The 20,418-nt window shown below is 63.4% G+C and carries 21 protein-coding genes; 11 read left to right on the top strand and 10 right to left on the bottom strand.

Going from position 1 to position 20,418, the window contains the following annotated elements; translation table 11 throughout:
• Nucleotides 1-4 precede the first annotated feature (4 nt).
• Nucleotides 5-442: a MarR family transcriptional regulator gene (locus tag N5D53_RS17460; protein WP_020191241.1), complete on the top strand. Its 438-nt coding sequence runs from the start codon at nucleotides 5-7 to the stop codon at nucleotides 440-442.
• Nucleotides 443-474: 32 nt separating this feature from the next.
• On the opposite strand, the gene N5D53_RS17465 is transcribed toward N5D53_RS17460, so the two are convergent.
• Nucleotides 475-2,661 (bottom strand): patatin-like phospholipase family protein, encoded by a 2,187-nt coding sequence (locus N5D53_RS17465; protein ID WP_104961018.1) that lies wholly within the window; start codon nucleotides 2,659-2,661, stop codon nucleotides 475-477.
• Nucleotides 2,662-2,728: 67 nt separating this feature from the next.
• Between N5D53_RS17465 and N5D53_RS17470 the strand changes: the two genes are divergently transcribed.
• On the top strand, nucleotides 2,729-3,010 hold the full coding sequence (locus tag N5D53_RS17470; RefSeq protein ID WP_020191239.1) for a SelT/SelW/SelH family protein: 282 nt from the start codon (nucleotides 2,729-2,731) through the stop codon (nucleotides 3,008-3,010).
• Here the strand turns inward: N5D53_RS17470 and N5D53_RS17475 are convergent, their stop codons facing one another.
• Together N5D53_RS17475 and N5D53_RS17480 are read right to left on the bottom strand one after the other, a co-directional pair.
• Nucleotides 3,011-3,901, bottom strand: a complete 891-nt coding sequence (locus N5D53_RS17475; RefSeq protein ID WP_104961019.1) for an EamA family transporter — start codon at nucleotides 3,899-3,901, stop codon at nucleotides 3,011-3,013.
• Nucleotides 3,902-4,082: 181 nt separating this feature from the next.
• Nucleotides 4,083-4,850 (bottom strand): AraC family transcriptional regulator, encoded by a 768-nt coding sequence (locus N5D53_RS17480; protein WP_104886533.1) that lies wholly within the window; start codon nucleotides 4,848-4,850, stop codon nucleotides 4,083-4,085.
• A 127-nt stretch (nucleotides 4,851-4,977) separates the two neighbouring features.
• On the opposite strand from N5D53_RS17480, the gene N5D53_RS17485 reads away from it, so the two are divergent.
• Nucleotides 4,978-5,775 (top strand): UDP-2,3-diacylglucosamine diphosphatase, encoded by a 798-nt coding sequence (locus N5D53_RS17485; RefSeq protein ID WP_021783434.1) that lies wholly within the window; start codon nucleotides 4,978-4,980, stop codon nucleotides 5,773-5,775.
• Between the two features lie 38 nt (nucleotides 5,776-5,813).
• Here N5D53_RS17485 and N5D53_RS17490 read toward each other — a convergent pair whose 3' ends face one another.
• On the bottom strand, nucleotides 5,814-6,125 hold the full coding sequence (locus N5D53_RS17490; protein WP_014590083.1) for a DUF962 domain-containing protein: 312 nt from the start codon (nucleotides 6,123-6,125) through the stop codon (nucleotides 5,814-5,816).
• 153 nt (nucleotides 6,126-6,278) lie between these two features.
• Here N5D53_RS17490 and N5D53_RS17495 point away from each other — a divergent pair, with 153 nt between their 5' ends.
• Nucleotides 6,279-7,340 (top strand): AraC family transcriptional regulator, encoded by a 1,062-nt coding sequence (locus N5D53_RS17495; RefSeq protein ID WP_104961021.1) that lies wholly within the window; start codon nucleotides 6,279-6,281, stop codon nucleotides 7,338-7,340.
• On the opposite strand, the gene N5D53_RS17500 is transcribed toward N5D53_RS17495, so the two are convergent.
• Nucleotides 7,297-8,751 carry a TrkH family potassium uptake protein gene (locus N5D53_RS17500; protein WP_020193572.1) on the bottom strand — a complete coding sequence of 485 codons (1,455 nt, stop codon included), beginning with the start codon at nucleotides 8,749-8,751 and terminating at the stop codon, nucleotides 7,297-7,299. The genes N5D53_RS17495 and N5D53_RS17500 overlap by 44 nt on opposite strands.
• A 102-nt stretch (nucleotides 8,752-8,853) precedes the next feature.
• Here N5D53_RS17500 and N5D53_RS17505 point away from each other — a divergent pair, with 102 nt between their 5' ends.
• Complete coding sequence (locus N5D53_RS17505) at nucleotides 8,854-9,411, top strand: NAD(P)H nitroreductase (RefSeq protein WP_010955191.1); 558 nt, start codon at nucleotides 8,854-8,856, stop codon at nucleotides 9,409-9,411.
• 117 nt (nucleotides 9,412-9,528) lie between these two features.
• Here the strand turns inward: N5D53_RS17505 and N5D53_RS17510 are convergent, their stop codons facing one another.
• The 5 genes from N5D53_RS17510 to N5D53_RS17530 all read right to left on the bottom strand — a co-directional run bounded on the left by N5D53_RS17510 (nucleotide 9,529) and on the right by N5D53_RS17530 (nucleotide 13,560).
• Entirely contained in the window at nucleotides 9,529-10,869 is a 1,341-nt protein-coding gene (locus tag N5D53_RS17510; protein WP_104961022.1) for a HAMP domain-containing sensor histidine kinase, read from the bottom strand.
• Nucleotides 10,870-10,927: 58 nt separating this feature from the next.
• The gene (locus N5D53_RS17515; protein WP_104961023.1) at nucleotides 10,928-11,344 is read right to left on the bottom strand and encodes a Spy/CpxP family protein refolding chaperone; all 417 of its coding nucleotides are present in this window, start codon (nucleotides 11,342-11,344) and stop codon (nucleotides 10,928-10,930) included.
• A gap of 158 nt (nucleotides 11,345-11,502) precedes the next feature.
• Nucleotides 11,503-12,180, bottom strand: a complete 678-nt coding sequence (locus N5D53_RS17520; protein WP_020193052.1) for a response regulator transcription factor — start codon at nucleotides 12,178-12,180, stop codon at nucleotides 11,503-11,505.
• Between the two features lie 485 nt (nucleotides 12,181-12,665).
• The gene (locus N5D53_RS17525; protein ID WP_003254549.1) at nucleotides 12,666-12,965 is read right to left on the bottom strand and encodes a YciI family protein; all 300 of its coding nucleotides are present in this window, start codon (nucleotides 12,963-12,965) and stop codon (nucleotides 12,666-12,668) included.
• Nucleotide 12,966: 1 nt separating this feature from the next.
• Nucleotides 12,967-13,560 (bottom strand): septation protein A, encoded by a 594-nt coding sequence (locus N5D53_RS17530; protein ID WP_010955188.1) that lies wholly within the window; start codon nucleotides 13,558-13,560, stop codon nucleotides 12,967-12,969.
• A gap of 67 nt (nucleotides 13,561-13,627) precedes the next feature.
• Between N5D53_RS17530 and N5D53_RS17535 the strand changes: the two genes are divergently transcribed.
• The 6 genes from N5D53_RS17535 to N5D53_RS17560 all read left to right on the top strand — a co-directional run bounded on the left by N5D53_RS17535 (nucleotide 13,628) and on the right by N5D53_RS17560 (nucleotide 20,129).
• The gene (locus N5D53_RS17535) at nucleotides 13,628-14,488 is read left to right on the top strand and encodes a PHP domain-containing protein (RefSeq protein WP_104961025.1); all 861 of its coding nucleotides are present in this window, start codon (nucleotides 13,628-13,630) and stop codon (nucleotides 14,486-14,488) included.
• Nucleotides 14,489-14,501: 13 nt separating this feature from the next.
• Entirely contained in the window at nucleotides 14,502-15,131 is a 630-nt protein-coding gene (locus N5D53_RS17540; RefSeq protein ID WP_014590089.1) for an L-threonylcarbamoyladenylate synthase, read from the top strand.
• Between the two features lie 110 nt (nucleotides 15,132-15,241).
• Nucleotides 15,242-15,982: a ScpA family protein gene (locus N5D53_RS17545; RefSeq protein WP_162490571.1), complete on the top strand. Its 741-nt coding sequence runs from the start codon at nucleotides 15,242-15,244 to the stop codon at nucleotides 15,980-15,982.
• Nucleotides 15,969-16,736, top strand: a complete 768-nt coding sequence (gene scpB, locus N5D53_RS17550) for an SMC-Scp complex subunit ScpB (RefSeq protein WP_190869610.1) — start codon at nucleotides 15,969-15,971, stop codon at nucleotides 16,734-16,736. The genes N5D53_RS17545 and scpB overlap by 14 nt, the downstream gene beginning before the upstream one ends.
• A gap of 265 nt (nucleotides 16,737-17,001) precedes the next feature.
• Nucleotides 17,002-18,069 carry a 23S rRNA pseudouridine(2605) synthase RluB gene (gene rluB / locus N5D53_RS17555; protein ID WP_003254539.1) on the top strand — a complete coding sequence of 356 codons (1,068 nt, stop codon included), beginning with the start codon at nucleotides 17,002-17,004 and terminating at the stop codon, nucleotides 18,067-18,069.
• 641 nt (nucleotides 18,070-18,710) lie between these two features.
• Entirely contained in the window at nucleotides 18,711-20,129 is a 1,419-nt protein-coding gene (locus tag N5D53_RS17560; protein ID WP_010955183.1) for an amino acid permease, read from the top strand.
• The last annotated feature ends 289 nt before the right edge of the window (nucleotides 20,130-20,418 follow it).

Raw genomic sequence — 20,418 nt, forward strand, 5'->3', positions numbered from 1 at the left:
CCTTATGCCCCTGAACGACAACCAACACCGCTTTGGCATGCAATTGGCTCAGATGTCCCGAGGTTGGCGTGCCGAGCTGGACCGCCGCCTGGCCGGGCTCAACCTGTCCCAGGCGCGCTGGCTGGTGTTGCTGCACCTGGCCCGCTTCGAAGAAGCCCCGACACAGCGTGAGCTGGCCCAGAGCGTAGGCGTCGAAGGCCCGACCCTGGCGCGTCTGCTCGACAGCCTGGAAGCGCAAGGGCTGGTGCGCCGGCAGGCGGTGCTGGAGGATCGGCGGGCGAAGAAGATTGTGCTGTGCCCGCCGGCCAAGCCGTTGATCGATCAGATCGAGACCATCGCCAACCAGCTGCGGGTAGAGCTGTTTACCGGCGTGGACGAGGCGGAATTGCAGGTCTGTATGCGCGTGCATGCCAAGATCCTGGCCAACCTCGAAAAGTCCTGAGCTCCCCCATCGATGCAGGTGCAGTGCAAGCCTCAGAAGGTGTGCCCAAGGTTCAGGTACACCGCTTGCTCATGCGCACTGTTGGCGCCGTAGCTGAAGTTCAGCGGCCCTAGAGGCGTATCCAGCCCCAGGAAGATGCTCGCCGCATTGATGTACCCACTGTCGAATTCGTTGTCGTTGTTCCACGCCCGCCCACGCTCCAGCGAGCCGCCGATGTACAGCGGGAAGTCCAGCGGCACATAGGCCCGCGGCGTCAGCCGGCGGTAATAGACCATGCGCAGCAGGCTCGCGTTCTGCCCCGATACCGAGTCCTCGCGGAAGCCTGACAGCTGTCGCGCCCCGCCCATCACGAAGCTCGACGTCACCACTTCGGTATCGTCCAGCGTGCGCCCGTAGCTCCCACCCAGCACGAACGTGTTCGGCCCGCTGCTGATGGCCTTGTCCAGAGTGAACAGCCACTGCCGGTAATCCTGGTCGGAGTCCAGCGACTTGTCGTATTTGCGCAAGGTCAGGCCGATGTCCTCGCCATGGTGCGGGAAGTACACGTTATCGAGGGTGTCGAACGAGTACTTCAGCTCGTAGAAACCTTCGTTGAAACTGACTTTGGGCAGGTCCTGGTCGCCGATGCGCACCTCGGCCTCGCCCCAGGCCTTGCCCACGCCCAGGCGCACTTCACCGCTGTTGCCGATCTGCCGGCCTACGTTCAGGCCAAAACCGTAGCGCTCCAGGCGATACTCGGCGACGGGGTCGTTGTCCAGGGTGGCTTCGATGTTCTGCGAGCCCAGGTCCAGGTATGGCGCGATGAAGTAGCGTGAGCCCACATCCAGGGGTTGGTAGAACTCGCTGTACAGCGCTTGCTGGTCACCGATCTGGCCGCGGGTCAGCCATTCGGCGCCAAGGCTGTTGATGCCGTTGACCCGGTAGCTGGCGCCCAGGTTGAAAGCGCTGTCGCCGCGCAGGTCATCGGACAGGTTCAGGCCCAGGCGCAGGTAGTCGGTGCCGCCGCGTCTGCCGCGGGCGTTGATCACCAAGGTGTGGTCGTTGCCCTTGTGCACCACGCGGTACTGCACCCTGTCGAAGTAGTCCAGGCCATACAGCGTACCCATGTCGGTCTGCAGGCGGTCCAGTTCCAGCGGTGCGTCGATCGGCTGGCGGATGTACGAGCGGATCACATCATCGCTGACCTTGGAGTCGTTTTCGATCCGGATTGCGGTAATTACCGGCGTGCGCTGGCGCGGCGAGCGGGCCACGGCCAGGCTGGCGTCGCCCTCGAGCTGGCGCAGGGCGGCCAGGCGCGGGTCAAGCAGGCGAGTGGCGCGGTAACCGGCGTCGATCATGTCGCGTGCACGGCCGAAATCTGTCACGCCGAAGGCGGTCAGCGATGGCTGGATGAGGATGTCGTCGCGGTGCAGGCTGGCCAGTTGTTCTTCGGAGTTGCGCCGGGTCATCAAAGTGATCGACTGATTCAGCACGTCGACCACCGTCAGTAATTGCTTGCGATCGCGCAGCGGGGTGCCGATGTCGACCACGATGGCCAGGTCCACGCCCATTTCGCGGGCCACATCCACCGGAATGTTGTCGACCATGCCGCCGTCCACCAGCAGACGGCCGTCCAGTTCGACCGGGGCGAACACGGCGGGGATCGACATGCTGGCGCGGATTACCTGGGGCAGGTGACCACGGCGGAATACGACTTTTTCACCACTGGCGATGTCGGTGGCCACGGCGCGGAAGGGGATGGGCAGCTTGTCGAAGTCGCGGGTATCGGCGGTATGCGCCAGTTTGCTTTCCAGCAGCAGTGACAGGTTCTGGCCCTGAATCACACCCAGCGGCAGGCCCAGGCTGCCGTCGTCGCGAAAGCTGAGCTTCTGCTTGACCAGAAAGTCGCGGTCATCCTGCTTGCGCCGGAACGGCACATCCTCGCGCGGCGGTGCATCGGAGAGCGCCTGTTGCCAGTCAAGGGTGGTCGCGAGTTTTTCCAGCTCTTCGACACTGTAGCCCGAGGCGTACAGGCCGCCGACCACCGCGCCCATGCTGGTGCCGGCGATGGCGTCGATGCGCACACCCTGTTCCTCCAGCGCCTTGAGTACGCCGATGTGGGCCAGGCCACGGGCCGCACCGCCAGACAACACCAGGCCGACCTTGGGCCTGGCGGGTTCCGCCGCGATTGCCGTAAACGAGGTAAGGACGAGCAGAAAACAGAACAGCAAACGGCGCATCGTGAGTCTCAAACCGTGGGCTAAAGACCGCTAGTATAAGCGGCCCCTTACCTGGAGATGTTTCACCATGGCTGACCACAAGCCGGAAATCGTCATCACCTATTGCACCCAGTGCCAGTGGCTGCTGCGTGCTGCCTGGCTGGCTCAGGAACTGCTCAGTACCTTTGCCGACGACCTTGGCCGGGTAGCGCTGGAGCCGGGTACCGGGGGTATCTTCCGCATCACCTGCAATGGCGTGCAGATCTGGGAGCGCAAGGCCGACGGTGGTTTCCCCGAAGCGAAGGTACTGAAGCAGCGGGTGCGCGACCAGGTCGACCCGCAGCGTGATCTTGGTCACAACGACCGCTGATCAGGCGCCCTCGGTCAGTGGTCGCTGCCTGGGCGGTTGCTCGGCAGCCAGACGGCTGGACAGCACGATAGCGAAGATGATCAGCGCGCCGCCCAGCAGCATGCGCACGGTCGGGGTTTCGGCGAACACTGCCCAGGCCACGGCAATGCCGTAGACCGGCTCCATGCCGAACACGACCGCGGCGGTGCGCGCCTTGATCACCGCCAGGCTGGCGACGAACAGGCTGTGCGCCACACCCGTGCAGAAGATGCCGAGCAGGGCGATCCACAGCCAGTCCAGGGCCGCAACGTCGGCCAGGCCGGGCGCTGCGAACGGCAGCAGGCAAAGGCCCACCACCAGGTTTTGCCACAGTGCGGCCTGTACCGCAGGCAAACGGCCGGAGCCGGCCCGGTTGGTCAGTGACAGCAGCGAGAACAGCAGGCCCGAGAGCAATGCCCAGAGCAGGCCGCCGGTGGCTTCGCTGGCCAGGTCGAATGCCGGTGTGACCAATATCAGGCCGATGCTGACCAGCACGACCAAGACGGCTTCGTTACGGTGGATACGCTCGCGGAACAGCAGGCTTTCGAGGATCACCGTAAAGGCCGGGAAGCTGGCGAAGCCGAGGGTGGCGATGGCTACGCCGCCCACTTTGACGGCGATGAAGAAACTGACCCAGTGGCCGGCCAGCAGCACACCACCGAGCAGCAGGCGGCGCGTATCCTGGCTGCTCAGGCGTTGCCAGCCCGGGCCGGCCAGGCTGGCGAACAGGGCCAGGGCGAGTACGGCGAAGGCAGCGCGACCGAAGACGATGATCGCCGGGCTGGCGCTGGTGGCCAGTTTGCCGAAGACGCCGGTAAGGCCGAAGAACAGCGCGCCAATGTGCAGTGCGCCGAGGGCGGTGCGGTGGTTCATGGTAGTCCTTGATGGAGATCTCTACAGGCAGTGCCGGGCCTTTCGCGGGTGAACCCGCTCCTACAGGTTTTTGCACAACCTTCAGGCGGGGGCATCCTGTAGGAGCGGGTTTACCCGCGAAAGGGCCGGTAAAGGCAAAGTCTAAAGCCTCAGGCAAACACATTCTGTCGCAAGACTGCTGTCAGTTATCGCCAGACTCTCGCCGCAAAGCCAAAGGTGTACACCCGAACGCCCGCAGCATCGCCGCTGAAAAGGCACTTTGCGAGCTATACCCCACCTGCGCCGCAATTTCGCCCATCGGCAGCACGGTCTGCACGATTAGCCGCCGCGCCTTGAGCAAACGCCGCTGGCGAATGTAGTCCATCGGAGTCATCCCGCACTCCGCAGTAAATCGCGCATGCAGCCGGGCAATGGACAGCCCGGCGATGCGTGCAAGGTCGGCAACCTGCAGCGGGTAGGCAGCATGCTGTTCGATATGCGCATCGAAGGCGCTGTAGGGCAGGCGCTGGCTGGGGTGCACGCTGGCTGCCGCCGTGGCGTTGAGGCTGGCCAGCAGCAGTGCCGCGCCCTGACGGGCAATCAGTGGGTCGTGCACGGGGCTGGTCGCCAGCCAGTCCACCAGTTGCTGCTGGCGCTCATCCAGGCTTACGGCGGCGGGGCGGTCGAGCAGGCGGCGGCTGGCATCGGCATGCTCGCCCAGGTGCTCGCGCAGCCAAGGCTCCCCTGGCACATCAAGCACCAGGCAATCACTGCCGGCATCGCTGGCGCACGTGTGATGAGCACCCGCCGGGACCACGATCAGCCCCTGGCGATCGATGCCGGCGCCATGCCCCTGGACCTCGAACTCCAGGCGGCCGCGCAGGCCGAACACGAGTTGCGGGTGTTCGTGGCTATGGGCGATCAGGCTGTCGCGGTAATGGCGCAGCGAGAGGATCGGGCCGGCGGTCATGGGGGCTTCCTCGCAGGGCAGGCGCCCATTGTGCCTCAATCCCTGCACGCCATCACTCGTCACCGTTTTGCCATGGCGCTGTCATGTGCGCCTGCCAGTCTCCAGCAAACTGCGCCGGAGCCTGCCCATGACCCATGCCGAACTGTCCCGCCCCTCGCGCAAGCAACGCGTGCGTACCCTGTGGATCTCCGACGTGCACCTGGGTACCCGCGACTGCCAGGCCGAACACCTGTCGCAATTTCTCAAGGGCTACCAGGCTGATCGCGTCTATCTGGTGGGCGATATCATCGATGGCTGGAAGCTGCGCGGCGGGATCTACTGGCCGCAAGCCCACACCAACGTGATTCGCCGGCTGTTGACCATGAGCAAGCGCGGTACCGAGGTGATCTACGTCACCGGCAACCATGACGAATTCCTGCGCCGCTACTCGAAGTTGATTCTGGGCAACATTCAGCTGGTAGACGAGGCCGAGCACCTGACAGCCGATGGCCGCCGACTGCTGGTGGTCCATGGCGATCAGTTCGATGTGATTACCCGTTACCACCGCTGGCTGGCGTTTCTGGGTGACCGCGCCTACGAATTCACCTTGGTGCTCAACCGCTGGCTCAACCACTGGCGTGCGCGGTATGGCTATGGTTACTGGTCGCTGTCGGCGTACCTCAAGCACAAGGTGAAAGGCGCGGTGAACTTCATCAGCGACTTCGAGAACGCCATTGCCCATGAGTGCACCCGCCGTGGTTTTCACGGGGTGGTGTGCGGGCATATCCATCATGCCGAGATCCGCAAGGTGGGTGAGGTGGACTACCTCAATTGCGGGGACTGGGTGGAGTCGTGCACGGCCCTGATCGAGCATTGGGACGGCAGTGTCGAGCTGTATCGGCTGGCCGAAGCGCAGGCCGTGGCGGCGTTGCGCGAGCCGGCTTAAGGCTCGAGGGCAGGGGGCCGCCAAGCGGCCTCAGATGCTTACAGCCTGAGCTTGCCCAGCAGGATATCCCGGAACATCACGAAATCCCCGGCCAGGCTGTACAGCGGATAGGTAAAGGTCGCTGGCCGATTCTTCTCGAAAAAGAAGTGCCCAACCCAGGCAAAGCCATAGCCGAACACCGGCACGGCCAGCAGCAGCAACCATTTGCCACTGCCAATGGTGTAGGCCAGCAGCGCTATCACCAGGCTGGTGCCGACGAAGTGCAGGCGGCGGCAGGTGGGGTTGCTGTGCTCCCCCAGATAGTACGGATAGAACTCGGCAAAACTGCGAAACTGCGCTTTGCTGTTCATGGCAGTGCTCCGGGATTAATACTTCTGGACAAGATACACGGCGTGGAGCCTGATTCGAGTCTAGAGTGACTGACGGGGCCTACCAGTGACAATAGGCGCCAAATGAGTATCCTTGGGGTTCACCGCAGGAGCGGTCGGTAAAAGAAGCCTGTCATGAGCGAAAGAACAACGTCAGCCAGTTGGGCATCAGGGATCGTGAAGGCACTTGAACTGGAAGGGCTGGATTGCAGAGCCATGTTCAAGCAATTGGGGTTGGACTTTGCCGCCCTCGACGACCCCGATGCACGTTTTCCGCAAGATTCCATGACCCGCCTCTGGCAACTGGCGGTGGAGCTGTCGGGCAATGAGGCCATCGGCCTGAACATGGCACGGGTGGTTCGCCCGGCGTCGTTCCATGTGGTGGGCTATGCGTTGATGTCCAGCCGCACCCTGGCCGAGGGCTTCGAGCGCCTGGTGCGCTACCAGCGCATCATCGCCGAAAGCTCCGACCTTAGTTTCGTCCTCGGCCCCGAGGGCTATTCGCTGATTCTGACCGTGCACGGCGACCACCTACCGCCAACCCGGCACAGCGCCGAAGCGTCGCTGGCCTGTGCGCTGGCGCTGTGCAAATGGCTCAGTGGCCGGCCGGTCCAGCCGCGGCGGGTACTGGTGCAGGGGCCGCAGCCGAAGAATGTCGAGCCTTACAAGGTGGCGTTCCATTCGCCGCTGGTGTTCGGCGCCCCACATGATGCGCTGGTGTTCGAGCGGGCCGACATGGAGGCCCCGCTGCCGACCGCCAACGAGGCCATGGCGGTGCTGCACGACCGGTTTGCCGGCGAGTACCTGGCACGCTTCTCCGAAAGCCGGGTCAGCCACCGCGTGCGCCAGGTGTTGTGCCGCATCCTGCCGCAAGGTGAGCCCAAGCGCGAAACCCTGGCCCAGGCCCTGCACCTGTCGCAGCGCACCTTGCAACGGCGGCTGCAGGAGGAAGGCACCAGCTTCCAGACCTTGCTTGACGACACGCGCCGCGAACTGGCCGAACAATACCTGGCCCAGCCGGGCATGACCTTGCTGGAAACCGCCTACCTGCTGGGCTTTGCCGACCCCAGCAACTTCTATCGGGCGTTCCGCCGCTGGTTCGATGCCACGCCCAGCGAGTACCGCGCCCGCCTGGGCGCGGAAGGCGAAGTGCTCAGTGACGCCAGAACGCCGGCATGCACAACACCAGCACCGTGATGATTTCCAGGCGACCCAGCAGCATGCCGGCCGCCAGAATCCATTTGGCCGCGTCAGGCAGTGTCGCGTAGTTGCCCGCCGGGCCGATCACTTCACCCAGGCCCGGGCCTACACCCGAAACCGTGCCGGCGGCGCCGGTCAGCGCGGTCATCCAGTCCACGCCCAGCAGCGACAACAGCAGCGCCATGACACAGATGGTGATCGCGAAGAAGAACGAGAACGTCAGGATCGAGCGCACGATGTCTTCGTCGAGGCGATGGCCGTTGTATTTCTGCTTGATCACCGCGCGCGGGTGAATCAGCTGGTTGAGGCTGGCCTTCAACAGGATGTAGGCCACCTGGAAGCGGAAAATCTTGATGCCGCCTGCGGTCGAGCCGGAGCAGCCGCCAACGAAGCCCAGGTAGAAGAACAGCATCAGCGAGAAGTTACCCCACAGGCTGTAGTCACCCAAGGAGAAGCCGGTGGTGGTGACCACCGAGGTCACGTTCAGCGCCACATGGCGCAGGGCATCGAGCCAGTGCAGGTTGGTGCTGTACCAGTACCAGGTGCCCAGCACCAGCCAGGTGACCACCAGCATGCCCAGCAAGCCTTGCACCTGCTGATCGCGGATCAGCGCCTTGCGGTTGCCGCGCAGGGTGGCTACGTAAAGGGTGAACGGCAGGCTGCCCATGATCATCACCACCACCGCCACCCAGTGCACGGCCGGGATATCCCATTTCGCCAATGACTGGTCGGAGGTGGAGAACCCGCCGGTAGAGATAGCCGACATGGCATGGTTGATTGCATCGAACGGGCTCATGCCCGCCCACCAGAAGGCCAGCGCGCCGAGTATCGAGAAACCGACGTAAACACCCACGATGGACTTGGCGACCATGTGCGAACGCGGCATGACCTTTTCCGAGCGGTCGGACGATTCGGTCTGGAACAGGCGCATGCCACCGATGCGCAGCAGCGGCAGGATCGCCACCGCCATGGCGATGAAGCCGATACCGCCAAGCCAGTGCAGCATCGAGCGCCACATGAGGATGCCCGGTGACATGTTATCGAGCCCGCTGAGCACGGTGGCGCCAGTGGCGGTGATGCCTGACATGCTTTCGAAGAAGGCGTCGGTGTAGCTGATGTGCTGGGTCAGCAGGAACGGTAGCGCGGCGAACACGCACACCACCAGCCAACTGCTGACGGTCAGCAGGTACATGTCGCGCGGGCGCAGGTGTACATGCTCCGGGCGCCCCTGCACCACCAGGGCCAGGCCGGCGATGAAGGTGATCAGGCTCGACCAGAGAAACGACGGCATGTCGCCGGTGCGCTCGAAGATCACCAGGGTCGCCATGGGCACGGCCATGCTCACGGCCAGCGTAATCAGGAAGATGCCGATGATGAAACCAATAATCCTTAAGGTCGGCAACGCCATGTGATCTGCTCAGACTCGAAACGGAAGGGCGCCATTCTACCTATGGGTCTGGTGATGTAAACGCTAGAATGGCCGCACATTCACCTGCCAGGAGGGTAGCCGATGGAGGCTCTCGACGCATTGCTCAACCGTGTTTCCGTGCCACGCCTGACTGACCCGGCGCCCAATGCCGCCCAGCGCGAGGCGCTGTTCCAGGCTGCCCTGCGCGCCCCGGACCATGGTCAGCTGCGGCCGTGGCGTTTTCTAACCATCGAAGGCCAGGGCCGCGAGAAGCTGGGTGAGCTGTTCGCCGAAGCCGTGCAGCATAAGGGCGATGCCAGCCAGGCAGCCTTGGACAAGGCCCGTGCCATGCCGCTGCGGGCGCCGTTGCTGATCGTGGTGGTGGCCAGGTTGCAGGACCATTTCAAGGTGCCCAAGTCCGAGCAGCGCCTGGCGGCGGGCTGTGCGGCGCACGGTATTCTGATTGCTGCGCACGCGCAGGGGATCGGCGCGGTGTGGCGTACCGGTGACATGGCTTTCGATGCCCATGTGCACAAGGGGTTGGGGTTGGCCGAGAACGAGGAGCTGATCGGCTACCTGTATGTCGGCACGCCGCTGACCGAGCCGCGGACGGCGCCGGTGCTGGAAACGGCTGATTTCGTCAGTAGCTGGGGTGAGTAACCTGGCCTTGGGCTGATTCATGCATCAAGGCATCCGGCCTCTTCGCGGGTGAACCCGCTCCACATCCCCTGTAGGAGCGGGTTTACCCGCGAAGAGGCCTGGCGCCTTTGCACCCCATCAACTGCCTGCCGCTTCAGCCAGGGGCAACTCCAGCCTGGCCACAAACCCACCCTGTGGATGATTCTCCAGCACCAGGCTACCGCCATGGCGCTCCGCTGCCTTGCGCGCAATCGCCAGCCCCAGGCCATGCCCCGGCGCTTCCTGCCCCGGCGCGCGGAAGAACGGCTCACCCAGTTGCGCCAGGTGCTCCTCTGCCGCCCCAGGCCCATGGTCACGCACGCTGATCACGATGCGGTCCTGCTCGCGCGCGGCGCTGACCTCGACCGGCTGGCCCGCCGGGTTGAAGCGCAGGGCATTGCGCAGCAGGTTGTCAACGGCACGCTCGATCAGCGTTGGCCAACCCTGCAAGCTCAAACCTGGCTGCGCCTCCAGGCGCACGTCCTGATCCGGCGCGCTCAGCAGGGCGTCCTTGCGCACGCTGCCGAGTAGTGCATTGAGGTCGACCGGTTCGGCATGGGCTTGTTCGGCATCCACCCGGGCCAGGGCGAGGATTTCGCTGATCAGGTCTTCCAGGCGGTCGCATTCGCGGGTCAGGCGCGGCCACAGCGCTTGCCGCTGCTCAGGCTCGGCGCGTTCGGCCAGGGCCAGGGCGATGCGCAGCCGGGCCAGTGGCGAGCGCAGTTCGTGGGACACGTCGCGTAGCAGCTGGCGCTGGCTGCCAATGGTGCTTTGCAGGCGTGCGCCCATCTTGTTGAAGTCCTTGGCCAGCACGCCAAACTCGTCGCGCCGCGCTGCCAGCCGTGCCAGGCTGTTCTGCTGATAGGTGGTCTGGCCCAGGTCGTGTACGGCACTGCGCAGGCGGCTTAGCGGGCGGGTGATGGACAGCGTCACCAGCAGGCTGAACAGGGTCAGCACGACCAAGGCAATGCCCAGGGCGCTGAGCGGCCACAGCAGGCTTTCACGGTGCCAGGCATCCAGCGCCGGGTGGGGGATGCGGTAGATCAGCAAGTAGGTTTCGCCGGTGTCGGGGCTGGTGTATTCCTCGGTCAGCCGGCGCCATGGCAGGCGCCGCTGGTCATTGTGCTGGCGCGCTTCGAAGGCTGCCGCACGGCGTGGGAAGGTACCGGGCACCACGGCTTCACCGCTATCGTCGAGCACCTGCACGTCGATCTTGTAGCGGTCCTTGCGTCGTTCCAGAAAGTGCTGTGCCGCCTCCAGGCCTTCCTGCTCGTAGTGCTTTGTCCACTTGCTGGCCAGGGTATTCAGGCCCGGGTGACGGCTGAGGATCCAGGCGTCCTGATTGAGCATGTGCCCCAGCAGGATCGACAGGCCTGCGACCAGGGTGATGGCCAGCCAGAAACTGGCCAGGATGCGCCAGAACAGTGAACGCAAGTGCACCTCCTAAACGGGAAAAGCCCGGCCCGCAGTGATGCGGGCCGGGCATGGGGCGGACAGCTTACTGGGCCTTGGCGCCTTTTTCAGCTTTCCAGGCCTGGAACTCCTGCCACTCGGCTTTCTTGGCGGCGCGTTCTTTTTGCAGTTCATCGAACTTCTTCTGCTGGTCAGGCGTGAGCAACTTGCGCACTGCGCTGTCGGTCTTTTCGCGGCTGGCTTGCAGCTCATCCTTCATGGCCTTCTGGTCGGCGGCCGGCAGTTTGGACAGGTAGCGCTCGGTAATGTCGCGGCGCTGCTGCATTTGCTCGCCCATCAGCTTGCCGATCTGCTGGCGCTGATCGCGGCTCAGGTCCAGTTGGTGGAAAGGCGCATCACCGCGATGATGCGGGCCGTCGTGGCGCGGGCCGCCGTCAGGCATGGCCATGGCCACGGTCGGCAAAGCGGCAGCGAACATCAGGGCGATAAGGGTCTTGCGCATGGTGTCTCTCCTTTCATAGGCCGGTGATTACCGGATGAGCACAGTCTAGGGAGATCACCGTCAAGCGCAGTCAGGGGATGGTAAAGGCAAAGTAAAGATGAAGGGGCCGTGCAGCCCGGCCTTGTGCCGCGAAGGGGCGCGCAGTGGCCCCGGTGTGTTTACAGGCAGTAGTAATAGCCACGGCTACGCAACGCCACAATGCGTGGCCGGCCATCGGCGTGGGGGCCGATCTTCTTGCGCAGGTTGCTGACATGCATGTCCAGGCTGCGGTCGTACAGGGTCAGTTTGCGGCCCAGGCCGATCTGCGCCAGTTCCTGTTTGTCCAGCGGTTCGCCGGGCTGGCGCAGCAGCGCTTCAAGAATACGGCTTTCGGACAGGGTCAGGGTCATTTCCCGGCCATCGATGCTGGCCACGCCCCGCGCAGGGCTGTAGACCAGGTCACCCAGTTCCATCTGGCTGGTCGTGGCGGTGGGGTGGCTGCGGCGCAGTACTGCGCGCAGGCGGGCAGTGAGCTCACGCGGGTCGCAGGGTTTGGCCAGGTAGTCGTCGGCGCCCAGTTCCAGGCCGAGAATGCGGTCCAGCGGCTCGCCGCGGGCTGACAGCATCAGCACCGGCAGCTCGGCATGCTCGCTGCGCAGCTGCTTGAGAAGCTCCAGGCCGCTGCCGTCGGGCAACATCACATCCAGTACCACGGCAGCAGGGGCATGCTCAGCCAGGGCCTGGCGTGCGCTCTGGCCATCGTGGCAGGCACGCACGGAAAACCCTTCCTGGGTCAGCCAGCTGCCGAGCAGCTCGCACAGTTCCTGGTCATCATCAATCAGTAACAGCTCGCTCATGACTCACTCAATTCAACCATTGACGGCGGTGATTCGGTCCGCCAGTGGCAAAGATACCGCAGACTGATGGCCTGAGTATAACTGCTGGTAACGCGTGGCCCTCTTCGCGGGTAAACCCGCTCCTGCAGCGGTCTGTGTCCAACCACCGAGATGTGTCCACCACCAATCTGTGTAGGAGCGGGTTTACCCGCGAATACGGTAGCGGCAGCAACGGTGAACGGCGGGTGGAGATTGGCCAGCAGGACCGGCCCTTTCGCGGGTGAACCCGCTCCTACAAAGGGCTGTGTCCAACCACCGACGTGTGTCCACCACCATCGTAGGAGCGGGTTTACCCGCGAATACGGTAGCGGCGGCAACGGTGAACGGTGGGTGGGGATTGGCCAGCAGGCTCGGCCCTTTCGCGGGTGAACCCGCTCCTACGGGCGATCGCACAGATCCGAAGGTTTGTGGGTGCCTTGTAGCGAAGAGGGCCGTGCCGTCTCAGGTCAAGGCAGTACTTGCTTGAACGGCTTGACCACAACCTTGTCGTACACGCCGGCAGCGATGTACGGGTCGGCATCGGCCCAGGTCTGCGCGGCTGCCAGCGACTCGAATTCGGCAACGATCAGGCTACCGCTGAAACCCGCTTCGCCCGGGTCGTTGCTGTCGATGGCCGGGTGTGGGCCCGCCAGTACCACGCGGCCTTCGGCCTTGAGCTGCTGCAGGCGTTCGATGTGCGCCGGGCGGGCAGCCAGGCGCTTTTCCAGGGAGTTTGCGACGTCGCTGGCGATAATGGCGTAGAGCATGTCAATCCTTGGGTTTGGAGGTAGAAGGGTCATCGTGCAGGTGGCGCGACAGGTACACGCCTTGCGCCACCAGGAAAATCACGGTCATGCCCAGGCTGCCGAACACCTTGAAGTCCACCCAGAAGTCCTGGAAGGTGAAGGCGACGAACAGGTTGGCCGCGCCGCAGAACAGGAAGAAAGCGATCCAGGCCAGGTTCAGGCGCGTCCAGATGGCATCAGGCAGGGTCAGGGCGTGGCCCATGATGCGCTTGATCAGCACCCGATCGCCGATGAAGTGGCTGCCGGCAAAACCCAGGGCGAACAGCCAGTTCACGACGGGGGCTTTCCATTTGAGGAAGGTTTCGCTGTGAAAGGTCAGTGTCAGGCCACCGAACACCAGGCAGGCGATCAGCGTCAGCCACTGGCCCTTCTCCAGCTTGCGCTGGCGCAGGAACAGTGCGCCGTACACGACCAGCGAGCTGATGATCAGCATGGCCGTGGCGCTGTAGATGCCGCCAAATTCGAAGTGATGGCCGGCGACTTCCATGGGGCGCGGGTCAAGCTTGTAGACGATGAAGAACAGCAGCAGCGGGATGAAATCGATGAATTGTTTCACAATGGCAGCCAGAATCGGGATGTGACGGCATAATAACAAACATCGATTCCAGCGAAAGCGCTCCTCTATGAATGTTGATCTGCACTGTCACAGCACGGCCTCCGACGGCGCCCTGTCGCCTTCGGTACTGGTTGCCCGGGCTCATGAGCATGGGGTGCAAGCGCTGGCACTGACCGACCATGACACCCTCGAAGGCCTGCCCGAAGCGCGCCAGGCCTGCGCTGACCTGGGGATGCGCTGGGTCAGCGGGGTGGAGCTGTCGTGCACGTGGGGCGGCGCAACCATCCATGTGCTGGGCTATGACTTCCCGCTCGACGCGCCACCGTTGCTGGCGGCGATTCAAGCGTTGCACCACGGCCGCTGGCTGCGCGCCGAAGAAATCGACAAACGGCTGGCGGCCAAGGGCATGCCCGGCACGCTCGAAGGCGCGCGCGCCGTGCAGCACGAGTTGGGTGACAGCGGCAACGCCCCGGCGCGCCCGCATTTTGCCGAGTATCTGGTGCGGGCCGGGCACGTCAAGGACCGTGGTGAAGCGTTTCGCAAGTGGCTGGGCGCCGGCAAGCTGGGCGACGTCAAGCAGCACTGGCCGACGCTCGACGAAACCGTTGCCACGCTGAGGCAGTCCAACGCCTGGGTGAGCCTGGCGCATCCCATGCACTACGACCTGACCCGCAGCAAGCGCAGGCGGCTGATTGCCGACTATATTCAGGCAGGAGGGCAGGCGCTTGAAGTGGTCAACGGGATGATGCCTGCCGAGCAAGTGGGCACCATGTCCATCCTTGCCCGTGAGTTCGGCCTGCTGGCAAGCGCTGGCAGTGACTTCCACGGCCCCGGCACCTGGGGCGAGATCGGTGCCTATCGGCCTTTGCCCGAGGATCTGCCACCTTTGTGGCGTCGATTCAGCCATGAACAGCCTTTGGCGCTATGAACAGGACGATTACGTGAGCCAATTTTTCCAGATTCATCCGGAGAACCCACAAGCGCGCCTGATAAAACAGGCCGTCGAGATCATCCGCAAGGGGGGTGTGGTGGTGTATCCGACGGATTCGGCGTATGCGCTGGGTTGCCAGATAGGCGACAAGTCGGCAATCGAGCGGGTGCGGCGCCTGCGCGGGCTGGACAAGACGCACAACTTCACCCTGATGTGCTGCGACATGTCGCAACTGGGGTTGTACGCCAAGGTCGACACCGGCACCTTCCGCTTGCTGAAGGCGCATGTGCCGGGGCCTTACACCTTCATCCTCAACGGCACGCGTGAAGTGCCGCGCCTGCTGTTGCACGATAAGCGTCGCACCATCGGGCTGCGTGTACCGGACCACGCCATCACCCTGGCCTTGCTGGCCGAGTTGGGCGAGCCACTGATGAGCGTAAGCCTGATCCTGCCGGGCGACAGCGAGCCGATGACCGACCCTTACGAGATCCGTGAACGGCTGGAGCACCATGTCGACCTGGTGATCGATGGCGGGTTCGGCGATCTCAAGGCGTCGACCATCATCGACCTCTCCGGCGACGAACCGGAACTGATCCGCGAAGGTTGTGGCGACCCCACGCCGTTCCTGGTCAACGCGTGAACCAGCTGGAAGCGCCTGAGGCGCCGGCCGAACGGGTCGAGGAGCCTCGGCAACTGCAGTTGGCGCTGGTCTATGGTGAAGCCCTGACCGAGCTGCCGCTGGACCTGTACATTCCGCCGGACGCCCTTGAAGTCATCCTCGAAGCTTTCGAAGGCCCGCTGGACCTGTTGCTGTACCTGATCCGCAAGCAGAATATCGACATCCTCGACATCCCTGTGGCCGAGATCACCCGGCAGTACATGGGCTATGTGGAGCTGATGAAAAGCGTGCGCCTTGAACTGGCCGCCGAATACCTGGTGATGGCTGCCATGCTGGCCGAGATCAAGTCACGCATGCTGCTGCCGCGTTCCGCCGACGTCGAGGAGGAGGAGGGTGATCCACGCGCCGAACTGATCCGCCGCCTGCAGGAATACGAGCGCTTCAAGGCTGCCGCCGAGGGCATCGACGAATTGCCACGGGTCGGGCGCGAGGTGGTGGTGCCGCGCCTGGAAGCGCCGCAGGCCAAGGTACGCAAGCTGTTGCCTCAGGTCAGCCTGGAAGAGCTGCTGATGTCCATGGCCGAGGTGATGCGCCGCAACGACCTGTTCGAAAGCCATCAGATCACCCGTGAGACCTTGTCCACCCGCGAGCGCATGAGCCAGGTGCTGGAGCGTCTCAAGGGCGGCGCCTTTGTGCCGTTCATCGCGCTGTTCGCTGCCGAGGAGGGCAAGCTGGGCGTGGTGGTGACCTTCATGGCCGTTCTCGAACTGGTGAAGGAATCGCTGATCGAACTTGTGCAGAATGAACCTTTCGCCGCCATTCACGTGCGGCTTCGCCCGGCGCCAGTTGAAGAACCCAATGAACCTGAATGAACCCCGCGACCTGGCGTCGCTGATCGAAGCCTTCTTGCTCGCTTCGGGCAAGCCGCAATCCCTGGAGCGCCTGTACGAGCTGTTCGAGGAAGCCGAGCGCCCCGAGCCCAAGGTGTTCAGGCAGGCCCTGGAGGTGCTGGGCAAGTCGTGCGATGGCCGTGCGTTCGAGCTCAAGGAGGTGGCCAGCGGCTATCGCCTGCAGATTCGCGAGGATTATGCCCCTTGGGTCGGGCGCCTGTGGGAAGAGCGCCCGCAGCGCTATTCGCGTGCGCTGCTTGAGACATTGGCCCTGATTGCCTACCGCCAGCCGATCACCCGTGGTGAAATCGAGGATGTGCGGGGCGTTGCGGTGAACAGCAATATCATCAAGACCATGATGGAGCGCGAGTGGATTCGCGTGGTCGGCTACCGCGAAGTGCCCGGGCGGCCGGCGATGTTCGCCACCACCAAGGCGTTTCTCGACCATTTCAACCTCAAGAGCCTTGAAGACCTGCCGGCCTTGGCCGAGCTGCGCGAAATGGAACCAGAGCCGCAACTTGACCCGGATGATGCGCCGGTGCCTGCGCACCTGCAGGCGTTGGCGGATGCCAGCTTTGGGGAAGAGGAGGTTGGTGAGCCGAAAGAGGAGACCAGCTTCCGTAGCCTGTTGGTGGAGTTGGATGCCATGGAAGACGGTTTGAAAACCGATTTTGATGATCTGCGGGGAGAAGAGCCTGAGCCTCCGGTGGAGGAGGAGATCAAGGCTCAGCCCTGATTGATCTGCTGCCTGTGCTGGCCTCTTCGCGGGCAAGCCCGCTCCCACAGGGGTATCACAGGTCCCGAAGGTTGCGCGTACCTGTAGGAGCGGGCGTGCCCGCGAAGAGGTCAGCACAAAGCCCACTGGGCAGAAAATCATGCCCAGCCCCACAAAACCCTCTACCCTCCAGTGCGTTCCCCTGATGAACCGCGTATGATGCGCGGCCTTTTGGCGCGTTCGTCGCCAGAAACCTGTTTTCATTCCTACACCGGGAGGTGCCCAGATGAGTGAGCAAGACCTGAAAGAAACCGAAATCACCCCGCCATCCGGCGAAAAGCTGCAGAAAGTGCTGGCGCGCATTGGCGTGGGCTCGCGGCGTGACGTCGAGGCCTGGATCAGCCAGGGTCGCATCAAGGTCAACGGCGTCGAGGCCACCCTTGGCCAGCGCGTCGACCTGCACGACGCCATCGCCGTCGACGGCAAGCTGATCAAGCGCGAGGAGGCCGCCGAGGCCACCCGCCGGGTGATCATGTACAACAAACCCGACGGCGAAATCTGCACCCGTGACGACCCGGAAGGGCGCCCGACCGTGTTCGACCGCTTGCCACGGCCAAAAGAAGGCCGCTGGATCAACATCGGTCGTCTCGACATCAACACCACTGGCTTGCTGCTGTTCACCACCGACGGTGAACTGGCCAACCGCCTGATGCACCCATCCTACGAGATGGACCGTGAGTACGCGGTACGTGTGCGTGGTGAAGTCGACGACGAGATGATCGAGCGCCTGAAAGCCGGCGTAATGCTGGAAGACGGCCCGGCCAAGTTCACCGATATCCAGAAGGCACCGGGTGGCGAAGGCTTCAACCACTGGTACCACTGCGTGGTGATGGAAGGTCGTAACCGTGAGGTGCGTCGCCTGTGGGAATCCCAGGGCATGGTGGTCAGCCGCCTGAAGCGTGTGCGTTTCGGCCCGGTGTTCCTCAACTCCGACCTGCCGATGGGCCGCTGGCGCGAAATGACCCAGGGCGAAATCGACATCCTCGCCGCCGAAGTCGGCCTGCAGCCGGTCGCGCTGCCAGCCATGAAGCTCAAGGCCAAGGACAAGATGGAGCGCCTGCAGCGCAAGTCGACCCGCCCGCTGGGCCGTGGCGAGCGCGTGCGCAACCTGCGCCCGGCCCACGAAGGTGCCGCTACTGGCGAACGCCCGGCGCGTCAGCCGCGTGAAGAAGCGCCGCGCAAACCCACCCGTGGCAGCACGGTGGCTGAGCGCCCGAGCGAGATGCGCAAGCGTCCGGGCAAGCCTGATGGTGACAAGCCGGCAGGCCGTGGTCGCGGCAAGCCGCGTGGCTGATAAGCCAGCGTGGTAATCAAGGAACCAGCCTTCGGGCTGGTTTTTTTATGCCTGCGGGAATGCGCGCCAAGCGGCCCAAGATATTGAGCAGAAAGAATTTTTCGGACGACTGGCAAGTTCTTGATCCGCCCTGTAAAGAAAACTGTACGAATGTGGCCGTTTTCAGCCTGCATTTCAGATCAAGCCCGATCGTGTAAACAAACCTTGCCGGTGCCCCAGTGCCAAAGCCGTCGCCATGGCGCTAGCCACCCTTGCCCAAACCCCCGTCCCCACGGTGTTATAGCCGCCATTGCCTTGTGCAGGAGCCCGTCCAAAGAGCCGGGCTGACAAAACAACAAATGGAGGCGCCATGTACGCCGATCACTTCGCCTTTGAAGGCCTGTACCACAGGAACGCTGCGTTTTTTCCCGAGGAAACGATGCAACGCGTTGACGCCTGCGCGTTTGCAGGGGTATACAGTGCGCCGCGTTTTACCTGTGACCCTCTTGCGTACCGCGCACTCTTGATCACGCCTGGTTGACCCGCTCCGGCGGCACCTGAGGTCAAGAAACCCAAGGTAACCACCTTGCCCATTCCGCTGCGCCACGAGCGCGGTGGGTCCGATTCCGTCACAGATAAAAACAATGCAGGTGACTTCGTTCATGAGTGGACAAAACATGCATTCAGGCGAGCTAAAGCGGGGCCTGAAGAACCGCCATATCCAGTTGATCGCCCTCGGCGGTGCGATTGGTACCGGCCTGTTCCTCGGTTCGGCAGGCGTGATGAAATCCGCCGGCCCGTCGATGATCCTTGGCTACGCGATCTGCGGCTTCATCGCCTTCATGATCATGCGCCAGCTGGGTGAAATGATCGTCGAAGAGCCGGTGGCCGGTTCGTTCAGCCATTTCGCCCACACCTACTGGGGTGGGTTCGCCGGCTTCCTGTCGGGCTGGAACTGCTGGGTGCTGTATATCCTGGTGGGTATGTCGGAGCTTTCGGCGGTCGGCAAGTATGTCCACTACTGGTGGCCGGAGATCCCCACCTGGGTCACGGCGGCAGCCTTCTTCGTGCTGATCAACGCCATCAACCTGATGAACGTGAAGTTCTTCGGTGAAGCCGAATTCTGGTTCGCCATCATCAAAGTGGTCGCCATCGTCAGCATGATCGGCCTGGGTGCCTACCTGCTGACCAGCGGCAGCGGCGGCCCTGAGGCCACCGTGGCCAACCTGTGGACACACGGCGGCTTCTTCCCCAACGGTGTCAGCGGGCTGGTAATGGCCTTGGCTTTCATCATGTTTTCCTTTGGTGGCCTGGAAATGCTCGGCTTCACCGCCGCCGAGGCCGACAAGCCAAAGACCGTGATCCCCAAAGCGATCAACCAGGTCATCTACCGCATCCTGATTTTCTATGTCGGTGCGTTGGTGGTGCTGCTGTCGCTGACCCCGTGGGACAACCTGGTCGCCAGCATCGACGCCTCGGGTGGCAGCTACGGCAGCAGCCCGTTCGTGCAAGTGTTCTCGCTGCTGGGCAGTGACGTGGCTGCCAACCTGCTGAACTTCGTGGTGCTGACTGCGGCGCTGTCGGTGTACAACAGCGGCACCTACTGCAACGCCCGCATGCTGCTGGGTATGGCCGAGCAGGGCGATGCCCCGGCGTCGCTGGCCAAGGTCGACAAGCGGGGCGTGCCAGTGCGTTCGATCCTGGTGTCGGCTGCCGTGACCTTCGTCGCCGTGCTGCTGAACTACCTGATGCCGCAAAACGCGCTGGAACTGCTGATGTCGCTGGTCGTGGCCACCCTGGTGATCAACTGGGCGATGATCAGCTACTCGCACCTGAAGTTCCGTCAGCACCTCGACCGTACCGGCCAGAAGCCGCTGTTCAAGGCACTGTGGTACCCGTACGGCAACTATGTGGTGCTGGCTTTCGTGGTGCTGATTCTGGGCATCATGCTGATGATCCCGGGCATCCAGGTGTCGGTGTATGCGATCCCGGTGTGGCTGCTTGCGATGTTGGTGGTGTACATGGTCAAGTCGCGTCGCCAGGTGAATGCGGGCGGTGCTGTTGAGACTGTGGCCAAGTAAGGCGCCATAGGCGGTATGTGAAAACCCGGAGTCAGGTGACTGGCTTCGGGTTTTTTGTTGCCTGTGCGGGCCCTTTCGCGGGTGAACCCGCTCCTACAACGACCTGGTATGCCTGAGGCTTACGTAACCCTTGTAGGAGCGGGTTTACCCGCGAATACGGTGGCGGCGACAACGGTGAGCGGCGGGTAGAGATTGGCCCTCAGGCCCGGCCCTTTCGCGGGTGAACCCGCTCCTACAACGACCTGGTATGCCTGAGGCTTACGTAACCCTTGTAGGAGCGGGTTTACCC

It is taken from the genome of Pseudomonas sp. GD03862 (assembly GCF_029840855.1).
Taxonomy (GTDB): domain Bacteria; phylum Pseudomonadota; class Gammaproteobacteria; order Pseudomonadales; family Pseudomonadaceae; genus Aquipseudomonas; species Aquipseudomonas alloputida.